Source organism: Vibrio eleionomae, assembly GCF_009874545.1.
Classification (GTDB): domain Bacteria; phylum Pseudomonadota; class Gammaproteobacteria; order Enterobacterales; family Vibrionaceae; genus Vibrio; species Vibrio nitrifigilis.
The window spans coordinates 1-18,628 of record NZ_WEKT01000077.1 but is presented as its reverse complement, the minus strand read 5'-3'; the positions used below and the strand labels follow the sequence as shown (position 1 = coordinate 18,628).

Here is an 18,628-nt window from a genome sequence, read left to right as displayed (position 1 = left end):
TTTACCTCGGAAAGCGACTTATCGATTGAAGCGTTAAAAGCGGAAATGGGTGAGCGTTTACCAGAATACATGGTGCCAGCGGCGTTAGTTCAAATTGCAGAAATTCCATTGACGCCAAACGGAAAAATGGATCGTAAAGCGTTGCCAGAACCAAGTGACGATGCCTTTGTGCGCCGTGAATATGTCGCACCACAAGGTGAGGTAGAGAACGAGCTGGCAACCATTTGGCAAACCTTGTTAGACACTGCGCAAGTGGGTCGTTTTGACAACTTCTTTGAGTTGGGCGGACACTCACTGTTAGCCATTCAATTGATAGAACAGTTGCGTCAACGGGGTTATCAATTGGCTGTGAAAGCGCTGTTTGATCAACCGGTATTGGCTGAACTAGCGCAAACCTTAACGGGTGCAGAGCAGCAAGATTGGCAAATTCCAAACTACAGTTTGCCAGCTAATGGTGAGCAGATCACTCCAGACATGCTGCCATTGGTCGATTTGAATCAAGAGCAGATCGCGCACATTGCGGCTCAGGTTGCTGGGGGAATGGCGAATATCCAAGATATCTATCCATTAGCAACGTTGCAGGAAGGTATCTTATACCATCACCGTCTGCAGCAAGAGCGTGACCCTTATATCAGCCCAGTTATTTTGTCTTTTGCTACCGAGCAAGAAGTAGTGTCATTTACTCAAGCGCTGCAGAAAGTGATTGATCGTCATGACATCTTACGCACGTCGATGGCATGGGAGAGTTTAGAAGAGCCAGTGCAAGTAGTGTGGCGCAGCGCGGTATTACCTGTGACACAAATCACTATTGATGCACAAGCACTTGCCGATGGAGATGTATTAAACGAGCTTACTCGTCGTGCAAATGGTGATTATGCGCATCTTGATGTGACTCAAGCGCCGTTGATGGCGGCTTATCACACAGAAGATAGTGTTAATAACCGTTGGTTATTGTGTTTGATTAACCATCACTTAAACAGCGACCACACCACCATGGAACTGCTGGTTGAAGAAGTCTTTGCTCATATGGCTGGGCGTGAGGCGGAATTGCCGACACCATTACCATTTAGAGATTTTGTGTCGACGAGCCGTTTTAACGCTAATAGCGAACAGCATCAGGCATTCTTTACTGAGCAATTCGCGGATATTGATGAGCCTTGCGCACCGTATGATGTCTTAGACCTAGCAGAAAATAGCGAGGTTGATGTCTCTCACTTAGGTCTTAACGCCGTATTAAGTCAGCGTATTCGAGCGATGGCTCGTAAACAAGGTGTGAGCCCAGCAGCGATGTTCCATCTGGCGTGGGGGCTGGTTCTAAAAGCCACCTCAGGACGAAGTGATGTGGTGTTCGGTACGGTATTGTTTGGCCGTATGTCGGCTGGACAAGGTGCAAGTCGGGTACTTGGTATGTTCCTCAATACCTTACCGCTTAAGCTTACGTTAAGCGATGTCACGCTGGAATCAGCATTGCATGACACACACCAATCATTGGCGACGTTACTTGATTATGAGCATGCGTCATTGTCGTTAGCACAGCAGTGCAGTGGTTTAGTCGGGGGCGCTCCGCTATTTAGCAGTCTAATGAATTACCGCTATGCAGGGGGCAGCGCGCAACTCGATGGTATTGAAAGCTCAATGGATATCGTCTACAGCGCGGAACACAGTAATTACCCTGTTACCTTATCGGTGAACGACCATATTACGGGTGAGTTCTCCCTTGATTTGCAAATTGACCAACGTCTTAAATCGCGTGGTATCGACACGATGTTGGTGGCGGCACTAGAGCAGATTTCGACGCAATTAGTGTCAGGGTTAGATGTACCGACTCATCAATTATCGGTCTTACCGCAAGCGCAATATCATCAATTGGTGCATCAACTGAATCAAACAACTCGAGTTGTTGATCAAGTTTCGTGTGTACACCAGCTCTTTGAACGCCAAGTTGAAATGTATCCAGATCAACTGGCAGTCGTGAGTGCGGATCGCCAGCTTACTTATGCGGAGCTGAACGCTCAAGCCAATCAACTTGCCCATTGGCTTGTTCAACAGGGGGTAGGTGTCGAAGATAGAGTTGCGCTCTGTTTTGACCGTTCTCCGGCACTGATTGTTGCCATGTTAGCGACATTGAAAGCTGGCGCTGGTTATGTGCCAATTGACCCCGCTTACCCAGCTGATCGTATCCGTTATATGATGGACGATAGTCAGCCACTTCTCATGCTGACAGATGGTACCGTTGATATGGCGGTAACCTGGGATACTCAGTCCCAGCCTGTACGAGAAGTGAATGTGATTCGTGATCGTCATTTGTGGGCGGATTCCATTGCAGAGAATTTGGCAATGGTGGGACGTAATAGCGCCAATCTGGCTTATGTTATCTACACCTCAGGATCAACTGGACAACCGAAAGGGGTGATGGTCGAACACCATAACCTTGCTAACTTGATCGCTTGGCATAATCAAGCGTTTGATATTCAGCCTAATGATTGCGTATCCAGTGTTGCAGGGTTGGGATTTGATGCGGCAGTGTGGGAAATATGGCCACCGTTGTGCGCGGGCGCTTACCTGACATTACCAACCCTTGAAATCAGTAAAGATCCAGAACAGTTACTGGAGTGGTGGGTGCAACAGCCGATTAAAGTTGGCTTCTTGTCCACTCCAGTCGCTGAGCTTTCCTTTGCTCGTGGCGTTCATCCCAGCACCTTGAAAACTTTGCTTGTTGGGGGGGATAAATTAACGCGTCAACCCCATGCGAACGCGCCGTATCAGTTGGTTAATAACTATGGCCCAACGGAAACCACGGTTGTCGCGACGTCGGGAGTGATCAAACCCTCAGACACAAGGTTGCATATCGGTAAAGGCATCACCAATACACAACTTTATCTTCTAGATGAACATGGACAGCTAGTGCCGCGTGGTGTGACGGGTGAGCTCTATATCGGAGGGCTGGGTGTCGCTCGTGGTTATATGAATCGCAATGATCTCACTGCAGAACGCTTCTTGCCGGATCCTCATCGCTCGGAAAGTGGCGCTCGCATGTATCGTACTGGCGATTTAGCCCGCTGGTTAGAGGATGGCACGTTGGAGTATCAAGGTCGTAACGATGACCAAGTGAAAATTCGTGGATTCCGTATTGAATTGGGGGAAATTGATGTTGCCTTAAAACGTTGCGCCGGCGTGGATGAGTCGATTGTGATTGCCCAAGACACACCAACTGGTGACAAACGTTTGGTTGCTTATTTTGTTGGTGATGCACAGCGCGAAGCCATTCGTGACCAACTGGCTGAGCAGCTACCTCAATATATGGTGCCTGTTGCTTACGTAAGTTTAAGCAGCATGCCATTAACCGCGAACGGCAAAATAGATCGCCGTTCACTCCCTGAACCTGATGTCGATGCATTTATTACGCATCACTATGAGGCACCGGAAGGGGAAATAGAACAACGTTTAGCAGAATTGTGGTGTGAACTGCTTGGCGTTAAGCAAGTGGGTCGGCATGACCACTTCTTTGAACTGGGTGGACACTCGTTGCTCGCCGTCAAACTCATAACTCGAATTCGTGATGCTTTCAATGTGGAGCTGGCAATCAGTGACCTTTTTGCGCAGCCAACGCTCGCCGAACTGGGCGATACGTTACTGCAGCGCAGCATGACGGATATCGACATGGAAGAGTTGAAAGCGATGGCATTAGCCGCTGGGTATGACGAGTCAGAGCTAGATTTGGTGCTCGCTCAATTGGCAGATAACGAATTGGTGTAAGGGGCGTAAGCCCCTGAAAATAAAAATTATGAATATTCCACAAGATAAAAAATTAGCCGCGCTCAAGGCAATGATGCAAAAGCGAGCATTACAAGGTAAAGCGACTCAATCGAGTGCTGCCGTTGACACGCACATTCCATTAGTTGATCGCGCTCAACCACTACCGCTGTCATTTTCTCAGCAGCGACTTTGGTTTATTGAGCAGCTCGATCCTAATGCAGAAAGTGCCTACCACATTAATGGTGTTGTCCACTTAACTGGGGCGTTGAATATTGCAGCGCTTACTCAGGCATTAAATAGCATCGTTGAGCGGCACGAAGTCTTACGCACTTGTTTTCCAGCAGAGCAAGAGCAGCCTGAACAAAAAGTGGCACAGCCTAGTATTGGTATGCCCTTTGAGCACTTTTCTTTAAACGATAGCTCTGCCATTGATGACAAAGTCAATGAGTGGTTGCAGCAACCATTTTGCTTAGCTTCTGGTCGATTAGTTCGCACGGCATTATTTGAGTTAGCGCCAACAGAATTTGTCTTAGCTTTGTCGATGCATCATGCGATCGCGGATGGTTGGTCGCTTGGGTTATTGCTAAAAGAGTTGAGCGAGTTATATCAAGCGTATTGTGCCAATCAATCTACACCATTATCACCTCTAACATGCCAATATGCAGATTATGCCGCTTGGCAACGTGATTGGTTAAATAGTGCAGCGGCAGAGCGTCAAAGTGCTTATTGGCAGTCATGTTTAGCTGGTGCTCCCGAACTACTTAGTTTACCGACGGACTTTCCTCGTCCAGAAAAACAGAGTTATGTGGGAGATAAGGTTAAGATCGAATTTGATGCCGAGTTGTCGGCGCAAATCCATCACTTTAGTCAGCGTCATGGAATGACCGATTACATGGTGATGTTGGCAGCATGGTCATCGTTATTAGCTCGTTTTTCTGGACAAGATGATATTGTCATCGGTTCACCAGTTGCGAACCGCTCACAACGTGAAACAGAAGTGATGATCGGCTTTTTTGCCAACACATTAGCGCTACGTGTTGATACGTCTGGTCAGCCAAGTGTGGCTGAGTTTCTTGCTCGTGTGAAACAACAAAATATTCAAGCTCAGTCTCATCAAGATTTACCTTTTGATCATGTTGTCGAGAAACTCAAACCTAACCGCTCTCTCTCTTATACCCCGATTTTTCAGGTGATGTTCGCCTGGCAGGATTCAAGTGCCGATCAATTGCAACTGGGTGATGTGAGTGCCCAAGTGATGGATATCGAGAGTGAGGTACAAGCGCAGTTTGATTTATCACTTTCATTGGGATGGTCCGGGGCGAATATTGAAGGGGATATCCGTTATCCGACGTCTCTTTTTAAACGTTCCACCATTGAACAATATCTTAATTGTTGGCGTCAGTTGTTGGGTCAATGGATCGCCAATGATCAGCAGTCCATCGACCAAGTTACTCTTTTAGATGACACGCATTATCAGCAAGTCACACGAGATTTTAATGGTGATAAACAGAGTTACCCTGTCACTGAGTGTATTCACCAACGGTTTGAAGCCATGGCACAACGTTATCCCAATAACGTTGCGGTGAGTTTTGAGCAACAAACGCTCAGTTACCGTGTGCTAAATGAACAAGCTAACCAACTTGCGCATTGGTTACGAGCTCAAGGTGTTGGTCCAGATAGTCGCGTTGCAATCGCCTTGCAACGCAGCGAAACACTGTTGGTTGCTATATTGGCAACATTAAAAGCGGGTGGGGCTTATGTACCGCTTGATCCAAATTACCCACAAGAGCGTTTACAATATTCACTGCAAGATAGCCAACCACAAGTCGTGATTACTACCAGCGAGTTGACGGATAAGTTAGGGCAACTTCCTGTTGGTGCGACCTTTGCGCTATGTGATAAACCGCAGTGGTTACAGGAATCAACGAGCAACCTGGCTCCTGAAGAACTGGGATTAACGCCACACAATATGGCTTATATCATCTATACCTCTGGTTCAACGGGTAAACCTAAAGGGGTGATGGTTGAGCATCATAATGTATTGCGCCTACTGGCAGCGACAGAGGAAGAATTTGGGTTTAATCATCGCGATGTTTGGACACTATTCCACTCTTATGCGTTTGATTTTTCGGTATGGGAAATATGGGGAGCATTGCTGTTTGGTGGCCGTTTAGTCGTTGTGCCACATTTAGTTTCTCGTCAACCCGATGCATTTTATCAACTATTGTGTGAAGAGCAGGTCACTGTTCTTAACCAAACGCCAAGTGCATTCCGCCAATTGGTCGTCGCGCAAACCGAGCTAAAGCACCAACTGCGCTACGTGATTTTCGGTGGTGAAGCGCTGGAACTTTCTGCTCTTGCACCTTGGTATCAACGCGCAATGAACAGTAATACCCAGTTGATTAATATGTATGGGATTACAGAAACAACCGTACATACCACATATTACCCACTGAGTGCGCAAGATGTGACACGCACGGGGGCCAGCCCAATAGGTGTCGGTTTACGTGACTTAAATCTCTACATCTTGGATCAATATCGCCAACCTGTCCCTGTTGGTGTGACGGGGGAATTATACGTGAGTGGTGCCGGTGTTGCGCGAGGTTATCTTAACCGCGCTGATCTTACCGCCGAGCGCTTTATGTTAGATCCATTCGTTGCCGATGGCAGCACTCGCATGTACAAATCTGGCGATTTGGGTCGCTGGTTAGATGATGGCAGTATTGAATACTTAGGGCGCAATGATGATCAGGTGAAGATTCGTGGTTTTCGTATCGAACTGGGTGAAATTGAAGCCTGTATCCGCAGCTTTACTGGGGTTATTGATGCTGCGGTGATTGCTGCCCAAAATGCAACTGGTGAGCAACAGATTGTGGCTTATTACGTTGGCGATGTTGCGCTTGATGCGTTGCGTGATCATGTGGCAGATCTGGTGCCAAATTATATGATTCCTGCGGCTTGGATGGCATTGCATGCATTGCCACTCACCAGTAATGGCAAACTTGACCGTCGCGCATTGCCGCAAGTAGATCAAAGTGCGATGGTGCGTCATGAGTACGAAGCTCCAGTCGGGGAAAAAGAACAGCTTCTGGCTCGCCTATGGAGTGAATTACTCAATGTTGAGCAAGTAGGACGCCAAGATCATTTCTTCGAATTGGGTGGCCATTCATTACTTGCGGTTCAGTTAACCTCAAGAGTTCGTGCACAAAGTGAGTGGGAATTATCTCTTGCTGACTTATTTGCTCATCCTGTTTTGGCTGACTTGGCCTTGATGTGTACTGAACAAAATGAGCGCGCAACCATTGTGCCACGTGCTAACCAAGCAGAAGCGCCACTTTCATTGGCGCAGCAACGTTTATGGTTCCTTGCTCAAATGGACCGCCAAGCGAGCGCAGCCTATACCATTTCAAGTGGTGTGGTCATTGAAGGTGAGTTAAATATTGCTGCATTACAGCAGGCATTGAATTCACTCTATGTACGCCATAGCGTATTACGCAGCCAATTTATTGATCGCGATGGTATCCCTTATCAAGTGGTTGATGACCTAAAAGTGTCGTTCCCATTTAATGTCGTGGAGGGGGACAGTCCATTTACGCCGCAATTTGATCTGGCTACGGGAGAGGTGGTTGCTGCGCAATTGAACCGCATCAACGAAGGCTACGCGCAATTGCGAATTGCCATGCACCATATTGTTACCGATGGTTGGTCTATTGCGACCTTTATCAAAGAGCTGGGTCGTGCTTATGCAGCCTTGGTTCAACATCAACCGGTCCAATTGGATCCCCTTTCTATTAGTTACGGTGATTTTGCTGCTTGGCAACAAGAATTTTTAGTGGGTGAACGTCTGGACAAACAGCAGGCGTATTGGCTAGATCAACTTAAGTCTATGCCACATTTTCTGCATTTACCGACCGATTATGCTCGCCCAGCGAAGCAAGATTTTTCCGGAGCGAGCCTCGCCGTTGATATTGATGCGGATCTGACTCGTCAGTTAAATCAATTAAGTCAAGAACATGGCTGCACCTTGTATATGACATTACTCGCCAGTTGGTCTGCATTGATGTCACGCCTTGCTCATCAAGAGCAAGTGATTATTGGTTCACCGATTGCGGGGCGCACTTTAGCCGAAACAGAAAATTTGCTCGGTATGTTTGTTAATACACAGCCAATGTGTGCCAATGTTGATGCGCACATTACGACAAGCGAACTACTTAGTCAGATCAAACAAACCGCATTAGATGCTCAGGCAAATCAAGATCTGCCGTTCGAACGTATGGTTGAGGCAGTATCGCCTGAGCGTAATCAATCGCACAGTCCTATTTATCAAGTCATGTTTGCATTACAAAATATGCCAAGCGAAACCATTACCTTAGATGGTTTACGCCTGAGTATGTTGAACGAAACGGTAACCACAGCGCAATGTGACTTGAGCCTTTTGGTCAGTGAGAATAATGTGCGTATTGTTGGGCAACTCAACTATGCTACCGCACTATTTGATCAAGCGACCATTGAACGTATGGTGGGGTATTGGCGAGCGTTGCTACGAGGAATGGTTCAATCGGCACAGCAACCGATTCATGCTATCCCTATTTTGTCGGCCAGCGAGTTTGAGCAGGTTATCGTTGAACATAATCAGACAAAAGTAGACTTTGGCCGTGATGTATCGATTACCCAACGTTTTGAAAATTGGGCGCAAGAGACACCTGATGCGATTGCGATTGTGCAAGGAGAGCAGCGTTTAACCTATCAAATGCTGAATGTGCGTGCCAACCGTCTTGCTGATGAATTAATCCAGCAAGGTGTTCAATACGGCAGTGCTGTTGCTATCTGTATTGAACGTTCAATTGAGCTGATTATTGCTGAGCTGGCCATTGTAAAATGTGGCGCCATCTATGTACCTTTGGACCCGAAAGCACCGCAAGATAGGCTGAACTATATCGTACAAGACAGTCAGGCGATGGCTTTAATTATGGCTGATGAAGCGCAGCCTATGGTATTTGACTGCGCACTGCCGCGTATCAATGTGATACAAGCAATTGAGAAAGCAAGTGGCCACAGCCTTGCGAGCGCCAATCCAAATATTAATGTGCGTGGTGATTCAGCTGCTTATATCATGTATACCTCAGGCTCAACAGGCCAACCGAAAGGGGTCGTGATCGCCCATCGAGGCGTTGCTCGCCTGATCAGCCATAACGGTTATCTTGAATTTAGTCGTTATGATCGCGCCTCTTTTGCAGCTAACCCAGCATTCGATGCCACAACATTAGAAGTGTGGGGGCCATTACTCAATGGTGCCGCTGTCGTGGTCATTAGTGATCAACTATTACTTGAACCGACCAAATTAGCCGATGAACTGGTAGAGCAAGGTGTGACCATTCTATGGCTCACCATTGGGCTATTTAATCAGTATTCCGATCTGTTAGGTAAAGCCTTTAGCCAAGTGCGCTATTTGATGATAGGCGGCGATGTGGTTGAGCCTCGGACGGTACAAAAAGTGTTGCAAAACACGCCACCTAAGCACTTATTAAGTTGCTACGGACCAACGGAAACCACCACCTTTGCTATGACGCATGAAGTGATGCGGGTCGATGATGTTGAACGCGCTATTCCGTTAGGCAAACCGATTGGTAACACTCAAATCTATGTATTGGATGAACACCATAATCCTGTCCCTATGGGGGTTACGGGGGAAATTGTGATTGGTGGTGAAGGGGTTGCCCTTGAGTATCTCGGACGTGAAGACTTAACGGCGGAACGCTTTTTACCCAACCCATTCAGTTCAGAGCCTGGTGCGCGCATGTATTGCAGCGGTGATTTAGGGCGTCGTCTACCGGATGGCACGATAGAATTTCTTGGTCGTAATGACTTCCAAGTGAAGATTCGTGGTTATCGGATTGAATTAGGCGAAATTGAAACCGCCTTGCAAGCATTACCAGCTATCAATGACGCGGTTGTGATTGCTAAAGGTGACAGTGCAGAGAATAAGCGCCTGATTGCTTATTATACTTTGGCGCCGCACAACGATATCACGGTGGCGGATCTTAAATCTACGTTAAGTCAACAATTCCCGCCATATATGGTACCAGGGGCGTTTGTTGTGATTGACAGCATACCTTTGACACCGAATGGCAAAGTCGACCGCCGCGCGTTACCTAATCCTGACGAATCCGCGATTAGTACTCGTGAATATGTTGCCCCACAAGGTGCTTTTGAACAGCAATTGGCCCAAATTTGGGCGCAGTTGCTTGATGTCGAGCAAGTGGGGCGTGATGACCATTTCTTTGAGTTAGGTGGGCATTCATTACTGGCGGTGCAGTTGATATCGCGTATTAAGGAAAAACAAGCCATTACGTTAACCATCACGGATCTCTTTGATCATCCGACATTAAAAGCACTAGCCGCACGAATGGCCTACGTAAAATTGGCCGCATTTAAAAAACACGATCTTGCATCGGCAGCACAAAAATTGTTTAAGGGGAAAGTAAATGGCTGATACCAGTTTCGATTTAGAGAGTCTATCACCAGAAGAGATGATGGCGTTGCTCGAACAGCTTGAGCAAGAAGGGGCGCAGCAAGAAGTGGTAGAACAAGAGACTGCGATTACTGCGCAACATCTCGATCACTATCCCTTGTCGCTCGCACAGCAAAGGTTGTGGTTTTTAGCACAAATGGGCGAGGCAAGCGACAGTGCTTACTTAATTGAAGGCGGCATTCGTCTGCAAGGTCAATTAAATGAAGATGCTCTGCAGAACGCGTTAAATCAAGTCTTGATTCGTCATAGAGCACTAAGAACATCTATTGTGATGCGTGGCGATCAGCCTATGCAGCAGATAGATCGTCAGTTACGTGAATTTCCGTTAAGTAAAGTGAACTTAACTCGAGAACAAGCGTTAGCCAGTTCATTTCATCCCCAGTTTGATTTGGCGCAGGGGCCTCTCGTCGCTGCCCGCTTAATCCAAATCGAAAGCAACGAGCACTGGTTACAGCTTGCGATGCACCATATTATTTCTGATGGCTGGTCGATGAGTGTCTTTACGCGTGATCTTAACGAATGTTACTGCGCTCTGATTGAAGATCGCTCCCCATTATTGGCCCCGTTAGACATTGAATATGGTGATGTCGCATTTTGGCAACGCGAGTTTCGTCAAGAGGCGCTAGAAGAAGAGGCAAACTATTGGCGTGAACAGTTATCGGGCATTCCAACGTGCTTAGATCTCTACACTGATTTCCCACGTCCGGAAGTACAAAGCTACGCGGGTGATGCGTTAGCCATTGAATTAAATGAGACATTAACTCAAGCACTCAAAACGCTGTCGAATCGCCATGGCTGCACGCTGTATATGACGTTGTTGGCGAGTTGGTCTGCATTATTGTCACGTATGAGTAACCAAACTGATGTCGTGGTTGGTTCGCCAATTGCTGGACGCAGCCAGCAAGAAACAGAAAATCTGATCGGTATGTTTGTGAATTCACAAGCGATGCGGGTCAATTTTGCTGAGCCAGTGAATACGGCTCAGCTACTAGAACAGGTTAAACAGACCACATTAGCGGCGCAAGAGCATCAAGAGCTGCCGTTTGAAAAAGTGGTAGAACTGGTTGCGCCAGAGCGCTCAATGTCTCATAGCCCAGTGTTCCAGGTGATGTTTGCGCTGCAAAATTTACCAGATGCCAATGTCTCTTTACCGGGTATGACTATTTCAGAGCTCGCACAAGAGGTCACTACCGCCAAATTTGATTTGAGTTTGGTGGTCAGTGAAGTCGACGGCCAGCTTAAAGGTCAATTGAGCTATGCGAGCTCACTCTTTACTCCACAAACTGCGCAGCGTTACCTTACATATTGGCAACGTCTGCTTGCCGCGATGGTAGAACATAGCGCTGCTCCGGTTCAGTCTTTGGATATGCTACCTAGCGAAGAATACCAAGAGTTAATTCATCACCTCAATCCAGCATTACCTGACGTGATGAAATCCGGTCTTGTACAGCAGCGTATTGAGAAGATCGCCCTTAATTACTCTGATTCCGTGGCTGTTATCACTGAAGAAAAAGAGCTGACCTATGGTGAATTAAATGCGCAAGCTAACCAGTTGGCACAATGGTTACGCTCACAAGGTGTGACAAACGATCGCCGAGTTGCCCTGTGCTTTGATCGTTCCTGTGATTGGGTGGTGAGCATGCTCGCTATTTTAAAAGCGGGCGCGGGGTATGTGCCAATTGATCCGAGTTATCCAGCCGATCGAATTGAGTTCATGCTAACCGATAGCGCGCCAGATCTATTGCTAACCGATGGTTGTGTTGATTTAGAGCCAGTAACTACACAACTCGCTGAGCGGTTACCTATTGTTAATGTGTGTGAACAAGGGGCGTTATGGGCCAACAATAGCACTAAGAATTTGCCGGAAAATGGTCAAGCGACAACATCATTGGCTTACATTATTTACACCTCAGGTTCTACCGGAAAGCCGAAAGGTGTCATGGTTGAACACCATAACTTGCTCAATTTGATTGATTGGCATAACCAAGCTTTCGATGTTAAAGCGGGAATGTGTACCTCCGCCGTCGCTGGGTTAGGGTTTGATGCTGCAGTTTGGGAAATCTGGCCGGCACTGTCTGCAGGTGCTTGTTTGACGATGCCAACACTGAAAGTATCGAAAGATCCTGAAGCCTTATTAAATTGGTGGGTTGATCAACCTATTGAAGTGGGCTTTTTATCGACCCCACTTGCTGAGCTTGCCTTTGCTCGCGGTGTTCAACCGCCGCATTTAAAAGTACTCTTGGTTGGCGGTGATAAGCTCAACCGCCGTGCTCCAGAAAATGCAACTTACCGTTTAGTGAATAACTACGGCCCGACAGAAACAACCGTGGTAGCGACGTCAGGCGATGTACCGCGCAGCGAAGGGGTGTTGCATATTGGTCAACCTCTGATTAATTCACGAGTTTATATTCTTGATGACTTTGGCAATCTAGCACCGAGAGGCGTGAGTGGTGAACTCTATATCGCTGGCGCGGGTGTCGCCCGTGGGTATCGTAACCGCGATGATTTAACTCAAGAGCGCTTTTTACCCGATCCTTTTGCAGATCAAGTGGGTGTGCGTATGTATCGTTCTGGGGATTTAGTGCGTTGGAGAGAAGATGGCACCATTGAATATCTCGGCCGTAACGATGACCAAATTAAGATTCGCGGTTTTCGCATTGAGTTAGGTGAAATCGCGACAGTTTTACAACGTCAGCCCCATATTGAAGAAGCGATTGTTGTTGCTCAAGGTCAGCAAACCAAGCGGTTAGTCGCGTATTTCACTGTCGCAGATCATCACCAAGTGGATGTGGAGGCGTTACGCCAAGAGCTCAGTGATGAATTGCCGGATTATATGATTCCTGCCGCGTTTGTTGAATTAGCCGTGATGCCGTTAACGGCCAACGGTAAAGTGGATCGTCGTGCCTTACCAAAACCGGATAACAGTGCGTTTGTACATAATCAGTATCACGCTCCGCAAGGCGAAGTCGAATGTCAGCTGGCTGACATTTGGGCCCAACTGCTTGACGTTGAACAAGTTGGACGTGATGACAATTTCTTTGAGCTTGGCGGCCACTCATTAATGGCGACGCAACTTGCCTCGCGAGTGCGTTCACAAATGCAGTGTGATTTATCGTTAACCGCGCTGTTTGCCAACCCTCAATTAAAAAGTTTGGCGGCTTCGTTAACCAATCAAGAACAGAGTTCAGCACTGAGCGCGCCCATCTCGCGTTATGAACAAGATCAAGCGCCACTGTCCCTTGCGCAGCAGCGTTTGTGGTTTCTTGCGCAAATGGAGCCTGAATCGCAAGCGGCCTATACCATCGCTGGTGGAATAAAACTGATCGGTGATTTGAATGTGACGGCGCTACGTTCTGCGCTTAACGCTATTATGAAACGCCATGATTCATTAAGAACACACATTGCTGTGCAAGATGGTCAACCGGTACAACGGGTGGATAATAGTATTGTTGAGTTTCCTTTGTTGGTCGTTGATCAAGAAGATAATGCGATATTCAAACCCCAGTTTGATTTGGCGACAGGGCCGCTAGTGACGGCGCAATTGGCCAGAATCAATCACCATGAACATCGCATTCAAATTGCAATGCATCATATTATTGCCGATGGCTGGTCGATGGGTGTGCTCATTAACGAACTGACGCTTGCATACCAACAGGCGGTGCAACAGCAGCCAATATCATTGGCGCCATTAGCGATTCAATATACAGATTTTGCCCTGTGGCAGCAGCAAGCACTAACGGGAGAACATTTAGAATCGCAACAAGCGTATTGGGTTAACCAACTGACAGGTGCACCTGACTGTTTAACTTTACCAAGTGATTACCCACGGCCGTTGGAGCAGCGTTATAACGGTGCAAACGTGTTAGTGAATCTTGACCGCCAGTTAACGGCTGATCTTAAAGCGTTATCGCAACGCCAGGGCGCCACGTTGTTCATGACATTGATGGCGAGTTGGGCGACCTTAATGGGGCGTTTAGCCAGCCAAAATGATGTGGTGATTGGTACGCCTGTTGCCGGCCGAACTCGCACTGAAGTTGAACCACTGATCGGCATGTTTGCCAATACGCAAGCTATTCGAGTGGATTTAGATAACAATCCCACTATGGCTGAGTTAATTACTCAGGTAAAAGAAACGGTGATTGCAGCGCAAGCGAATCAGGATATTCCATTTGAACAGGTGGTTGAGGCAGTATCACCAGCACGAAGCTTGGCGCATAACCCAATTTTCCAAGTCATGTTTGGCTTACAAAACTTACCAAAAAGTGAATTCGTACTGCCGGGTCTGCAAGTTTCTACGCTCGATACGGAACAAAACAGTGCGCAATTTGATTTGAGTTTGATGCTCAATGAAGAAAATGGAGAACTCAACGGTTTCTTAAATTTCTCTACTGCATTGTTCACTGCGAGTACACTGGAACGTTATCTAGCGTATTGGCAACGCCTATTGCGTGCGATGGTCGATAATGAAACAGATTATCGAGTTGATCATTCATTGATTCTTGACGATCAAGAACGCACTCAAGTGCTGGAAGGCTTTAACCAAACTGAGCGTGATTTCCCAACCGATACCTGCATTCATCACCGTATCGAACAAACCGCAGCACACTATGCCAATGACATTGCCGTGGTGGATGAAGACAAACAGCTCACTTTTGCCGAGCTTAATGCGCAAGCAAACCAACTGGCGCACTGGCTGGTGCAACAAGGGGTGACACCGGATAGTCGCGTGGGCGTTTCCCTTGACCGTAGCTGTGAATTAGTGGTTGCTCTGGTGGCGATTCTTAAAGCGGGAGGCGCGTATGTGCCAATGGACCCCGGTTATCCAGAAGACCGCTTGGAATATATGGTNCAACAAGGGGTGACACCGGATAGTCGCGTGGGCGTTTCCCTTGACCGTAGCTGTGAATTAGTGGTTGCTCTGGTGGCGATTCTTAAAGCGGGAGGCGCGTATGTGCCAATGGACCCCGGTTATCCAGAAGACCGCTTGGAATATATGGTGCAAGATAGCCGTCCAGTGGTGCTGTTAACAACGTCTGAGTTGCGTCCTCGATTGGGACAAGTACCAAGTGATGTACAAATCGCTTATTTTGAAGGGGCACTCCCTTGGGCCAATGAAGCTGCAACCAATCTCGACTCAGCCAGCTTAGGCTTAAGCGCTCGCAGCTTGGCGTACTTGATTTACACCTCAGGCTCAACGGGTAAACCAAAAGGTGTCATGAATGAACATCGTGGCGTGGTTAACCGTTTAAGCTGGATGGCTGAAGATTATGGCTTTAGCCGTGACGATGTGATTTTGCAGAAAACCCCATTCAGTTTTGACGTCTCCGTATGGGAGTTCTTCTGTCCACTTTGGGTCGGTGCAACCTTAGTGATGGCCAAACCGGACGGCCATAAAGACCCTCAATATTTGCGTGAGCTTATCGAGCGTCGCCAAGTGTCTATATTGCACTTTGTGCCACCGATGCTGCAGATGTTCCTAGAAGGCTGTGAGGCTGACGATTGCCCAAGTCTGCGTTTGATGTTCTGTAGTGGTGAAGCGTTACCAGCAGAAACCATTCGTCGCACGTACCAGATGTTGCCTCATATAGAACTGCATAACCTATATGGCCCAACGGAAGCAGCGGTAGACGTAACGCAATGGCACTGTCCACGCGATTTAGCAGGAGACCGCGTATCCATCGGTTCATCGGTAGCGAACACACGCATGTACGTGTTGGATGCGCAAGGTCAACCCGCGCCGGTGGGCGTAGCGGGTGAAATCTTTATCGGTGGTATTCAGGTGGCGCGNGGTTACTTAAACCGGGATGANCTGACNGCNGAGCGNTTTGTGCGTGACCCGTTTGTTGCTGAAGGCGCCATGTACAAAACGGGCGACGTGGGTCGCTGGTTGCCAGACGGAACTATTGAATACCAAGGCCGTAATGATGACCAAGTGAAAATCCGCGGTTTCCGTGTAGAGCTGGGCGAAATATCGTCAGCCTTGAAAGGTTGCCAAGCGGTACTCGAAGCGGTGGTTATCGCGAAAGGCAGTAGCGCCAATAAGCGTTTGATTGGCTACTTTACCTCGGAAAGCGACTTATCGATTGAAGCGTTAAAAGCGGAAATGGGTGAGCGTTTACCAGAATACATGGTGCCAGCGGCGTTAGTTCAAATTGCAGAAATTCCATTNTTTACCTCGGAAAGCGACTTATCGATTGAAGCGTTAAAAGCGGAAATGGGTGAGCGTTTACCAGAATACATGGTGCCAGCGGCGTTAGTTCAAATTGCAGAAATTCCATTGACGCCAAACGGAAAAATGGATCGTAAAGCGTTGCCAGAGCCAAGTGACGATGCTTTTGTGCGCCGCGATTATGTGGCACCCCAAGGGGAGCGTGAAATACTGCTGGCCAATTTGTGGGCACAACTATTAGATACCCATCAAGTAGGTCGTTTTGATAGTTTCTTTGAATTAGGCGGCCACTCTTTATTGGCGATTCAATTGATTGAGCAATTACGCCAACAAGGGTTTGAGCTCAAAATTAAAGCCTTATTTAGCCATCCGACGTTGGCAGATGTTGCAGCAACACTGCAAACGAAACAGCAAGAGGTTGTGATTCCTGACAATCAGATTCCAGCGACCTGCGCTCACATCACGCCAGATTTATTGCCTTTAGTGACCTTGTCACAAAGTCAAATTGATACCATCGCAAAACAAGTTCCAGGTGGGATGGCGAATATTCAAGATATCTATCCGTTAGCGCCTCTGCAAGAGGGCATGCTGTTTCATCATCTGCTAGAACAAGGTGGTGACCCATATGTGAGCCGATTTATTCAGTCTTTTGCACAACGTGAATCATTAGATCAGTTTGTTGCGGCACTTAATGGGGTAATAGCACGTCACGATATTTTACGTACTTCTATGGCATGGGAAGGCTTAGCTGAGCCGGTACAGGTGGTTTGGCGCAATGCCGAGCTAAGTGTGTCAGAACTGTCGTTAAATGGAAGCAGTGATGCAGTCGAGCAGATTAAACACCATTTTGATCCTGCGGTGACGCGTATTGATGTTGCTAGAGCGCCTTTAGTTGAAGCTTATCGCGCTTTTGATCAACAAAATCAACGTTGGTTATTATGCTTGTTAGTTCATCACTTATGTAATGATCACACGACCTTAGAGCTGATGATTGATGAAGTGATGGCACTGTTAACCGGTGACCATGATCGTCTCACGACACCGGTTCCTTTCCGTCAGTTTGTCGCTTACAACCGTCTACAACAAAATGAAACGGCGCAGCGGGAATATTTTACCCAGCAGTTGGCAGATATTGATGAACCCTCTGCACCGTTTGGTCTACTGGAAGCGAAAGTTGGGCAGCAAACGCAACAGCATATTGAGTTACCGGCTGAATTGGCCCAACAGATTCGTCACTTAAGTCAACGTCACCATTTAAGCAGTGCTGCACTGTTCCACTTGGCGTGGGGTGTGGTTCTGCGCCATGCCATAGGTCGTGATGATGTCGTGTTTGGGACGGTATTGTTCGGCCGTATGGGGCAAGTTGAACAAGCAGATCGTGCGCTTGGTATGTTCCTTAATACATTACCGGTACGGGTGAGTTTTGATTCATCAGCGCCATGTAATGTACTAGAAGCGGTTAACAACATACAGCAAACGCTAGCTCAATTAATGGAGTTTGAGCATGCACCGCTATCATTAGCGCAGCAATGCAGCGGTATTACAGGTAAAACCCCATTATTTAGTAGCATGGTTAACTATCGCTATCAGACAACGGGTGAAGCGCAGCAACGCGATGATATTGATGTAAAAGTAATTTTTAGTGAAGAACGCACCAGTTATCCCGTCAGCGTTAATATTAATGACCATGTGGGAGCAGGGTTCTCACTCGACATTCATGTGGAAAATAGCATCGGTTGTGCACGAGTTGCCGACATGTTTATCCAAGCCATTAAGCAGTTGGTGGTTAGTCTTGATGCGCCTATTACCGCGTTACAAGTACTCAGCGTTCAAGAGCGCACTCAAGTGCTGGAAGGCTTTAACCAAACTGAGCGTGATTACCCAACCGATACTTGCATTCATCACCGTATCGAACAAACCGCAGCGCACTATGCCAATGACATTGCCGTGGTGGATGAAGACAAACAGCTCACTTTTGCCGAGCTTAATGCGCAAGCGAACCAACTGGCGCACTGGCTGGTACAACAAGGGGTGACACCGGATAGTCGCGTGGGCGTTTCCCTTGACCGTAGCTGTGAATTAGTGGTTGCTCTGGTGGCGATTCTTAAAGCGGGAGGCGCGTATGTGCCAATGGACCCCGGTTATCCAGAAGACCGCTTGGAATATATGGT

The 18,628-nt window shown here is 47.5% G+C and carries 3 protein-coding genes; all 3 read left to right on the top strand.

The features are described 5' to 3' along the window. Positions 1–3,756: non-ribosomal peptide synthetase (locus tag F9817_RS22160; RefSeq protein WP_161158385.1), on the top strand; the 3,756-nt coding region annotated here is incomplete at its 5' end. A gap of 28 nt (positions 3,757–3,784) precedes the next feature. After that, positions 3,785–10,249, top strand: a complete 6,465-nt coding sequence (locus tag F9817_RS22155; protein WP_161158384.1) for a non-ribosomal peptide synthetase — start codon at positions 3,785–3,787, stop codon at positions 10,247–10,249. Next, the coding region (locus tag F9817_RS22150) for a non-ribosomal peptide synthetase (RefSeq protein WP_161158383.1) at positions 10,242–18,628 on the top strand (8,387 nt) is incomplete at its 3' end. The genes F9817_RS22155 and F9817_RS22150, both read left to right, overlap by 8 nt.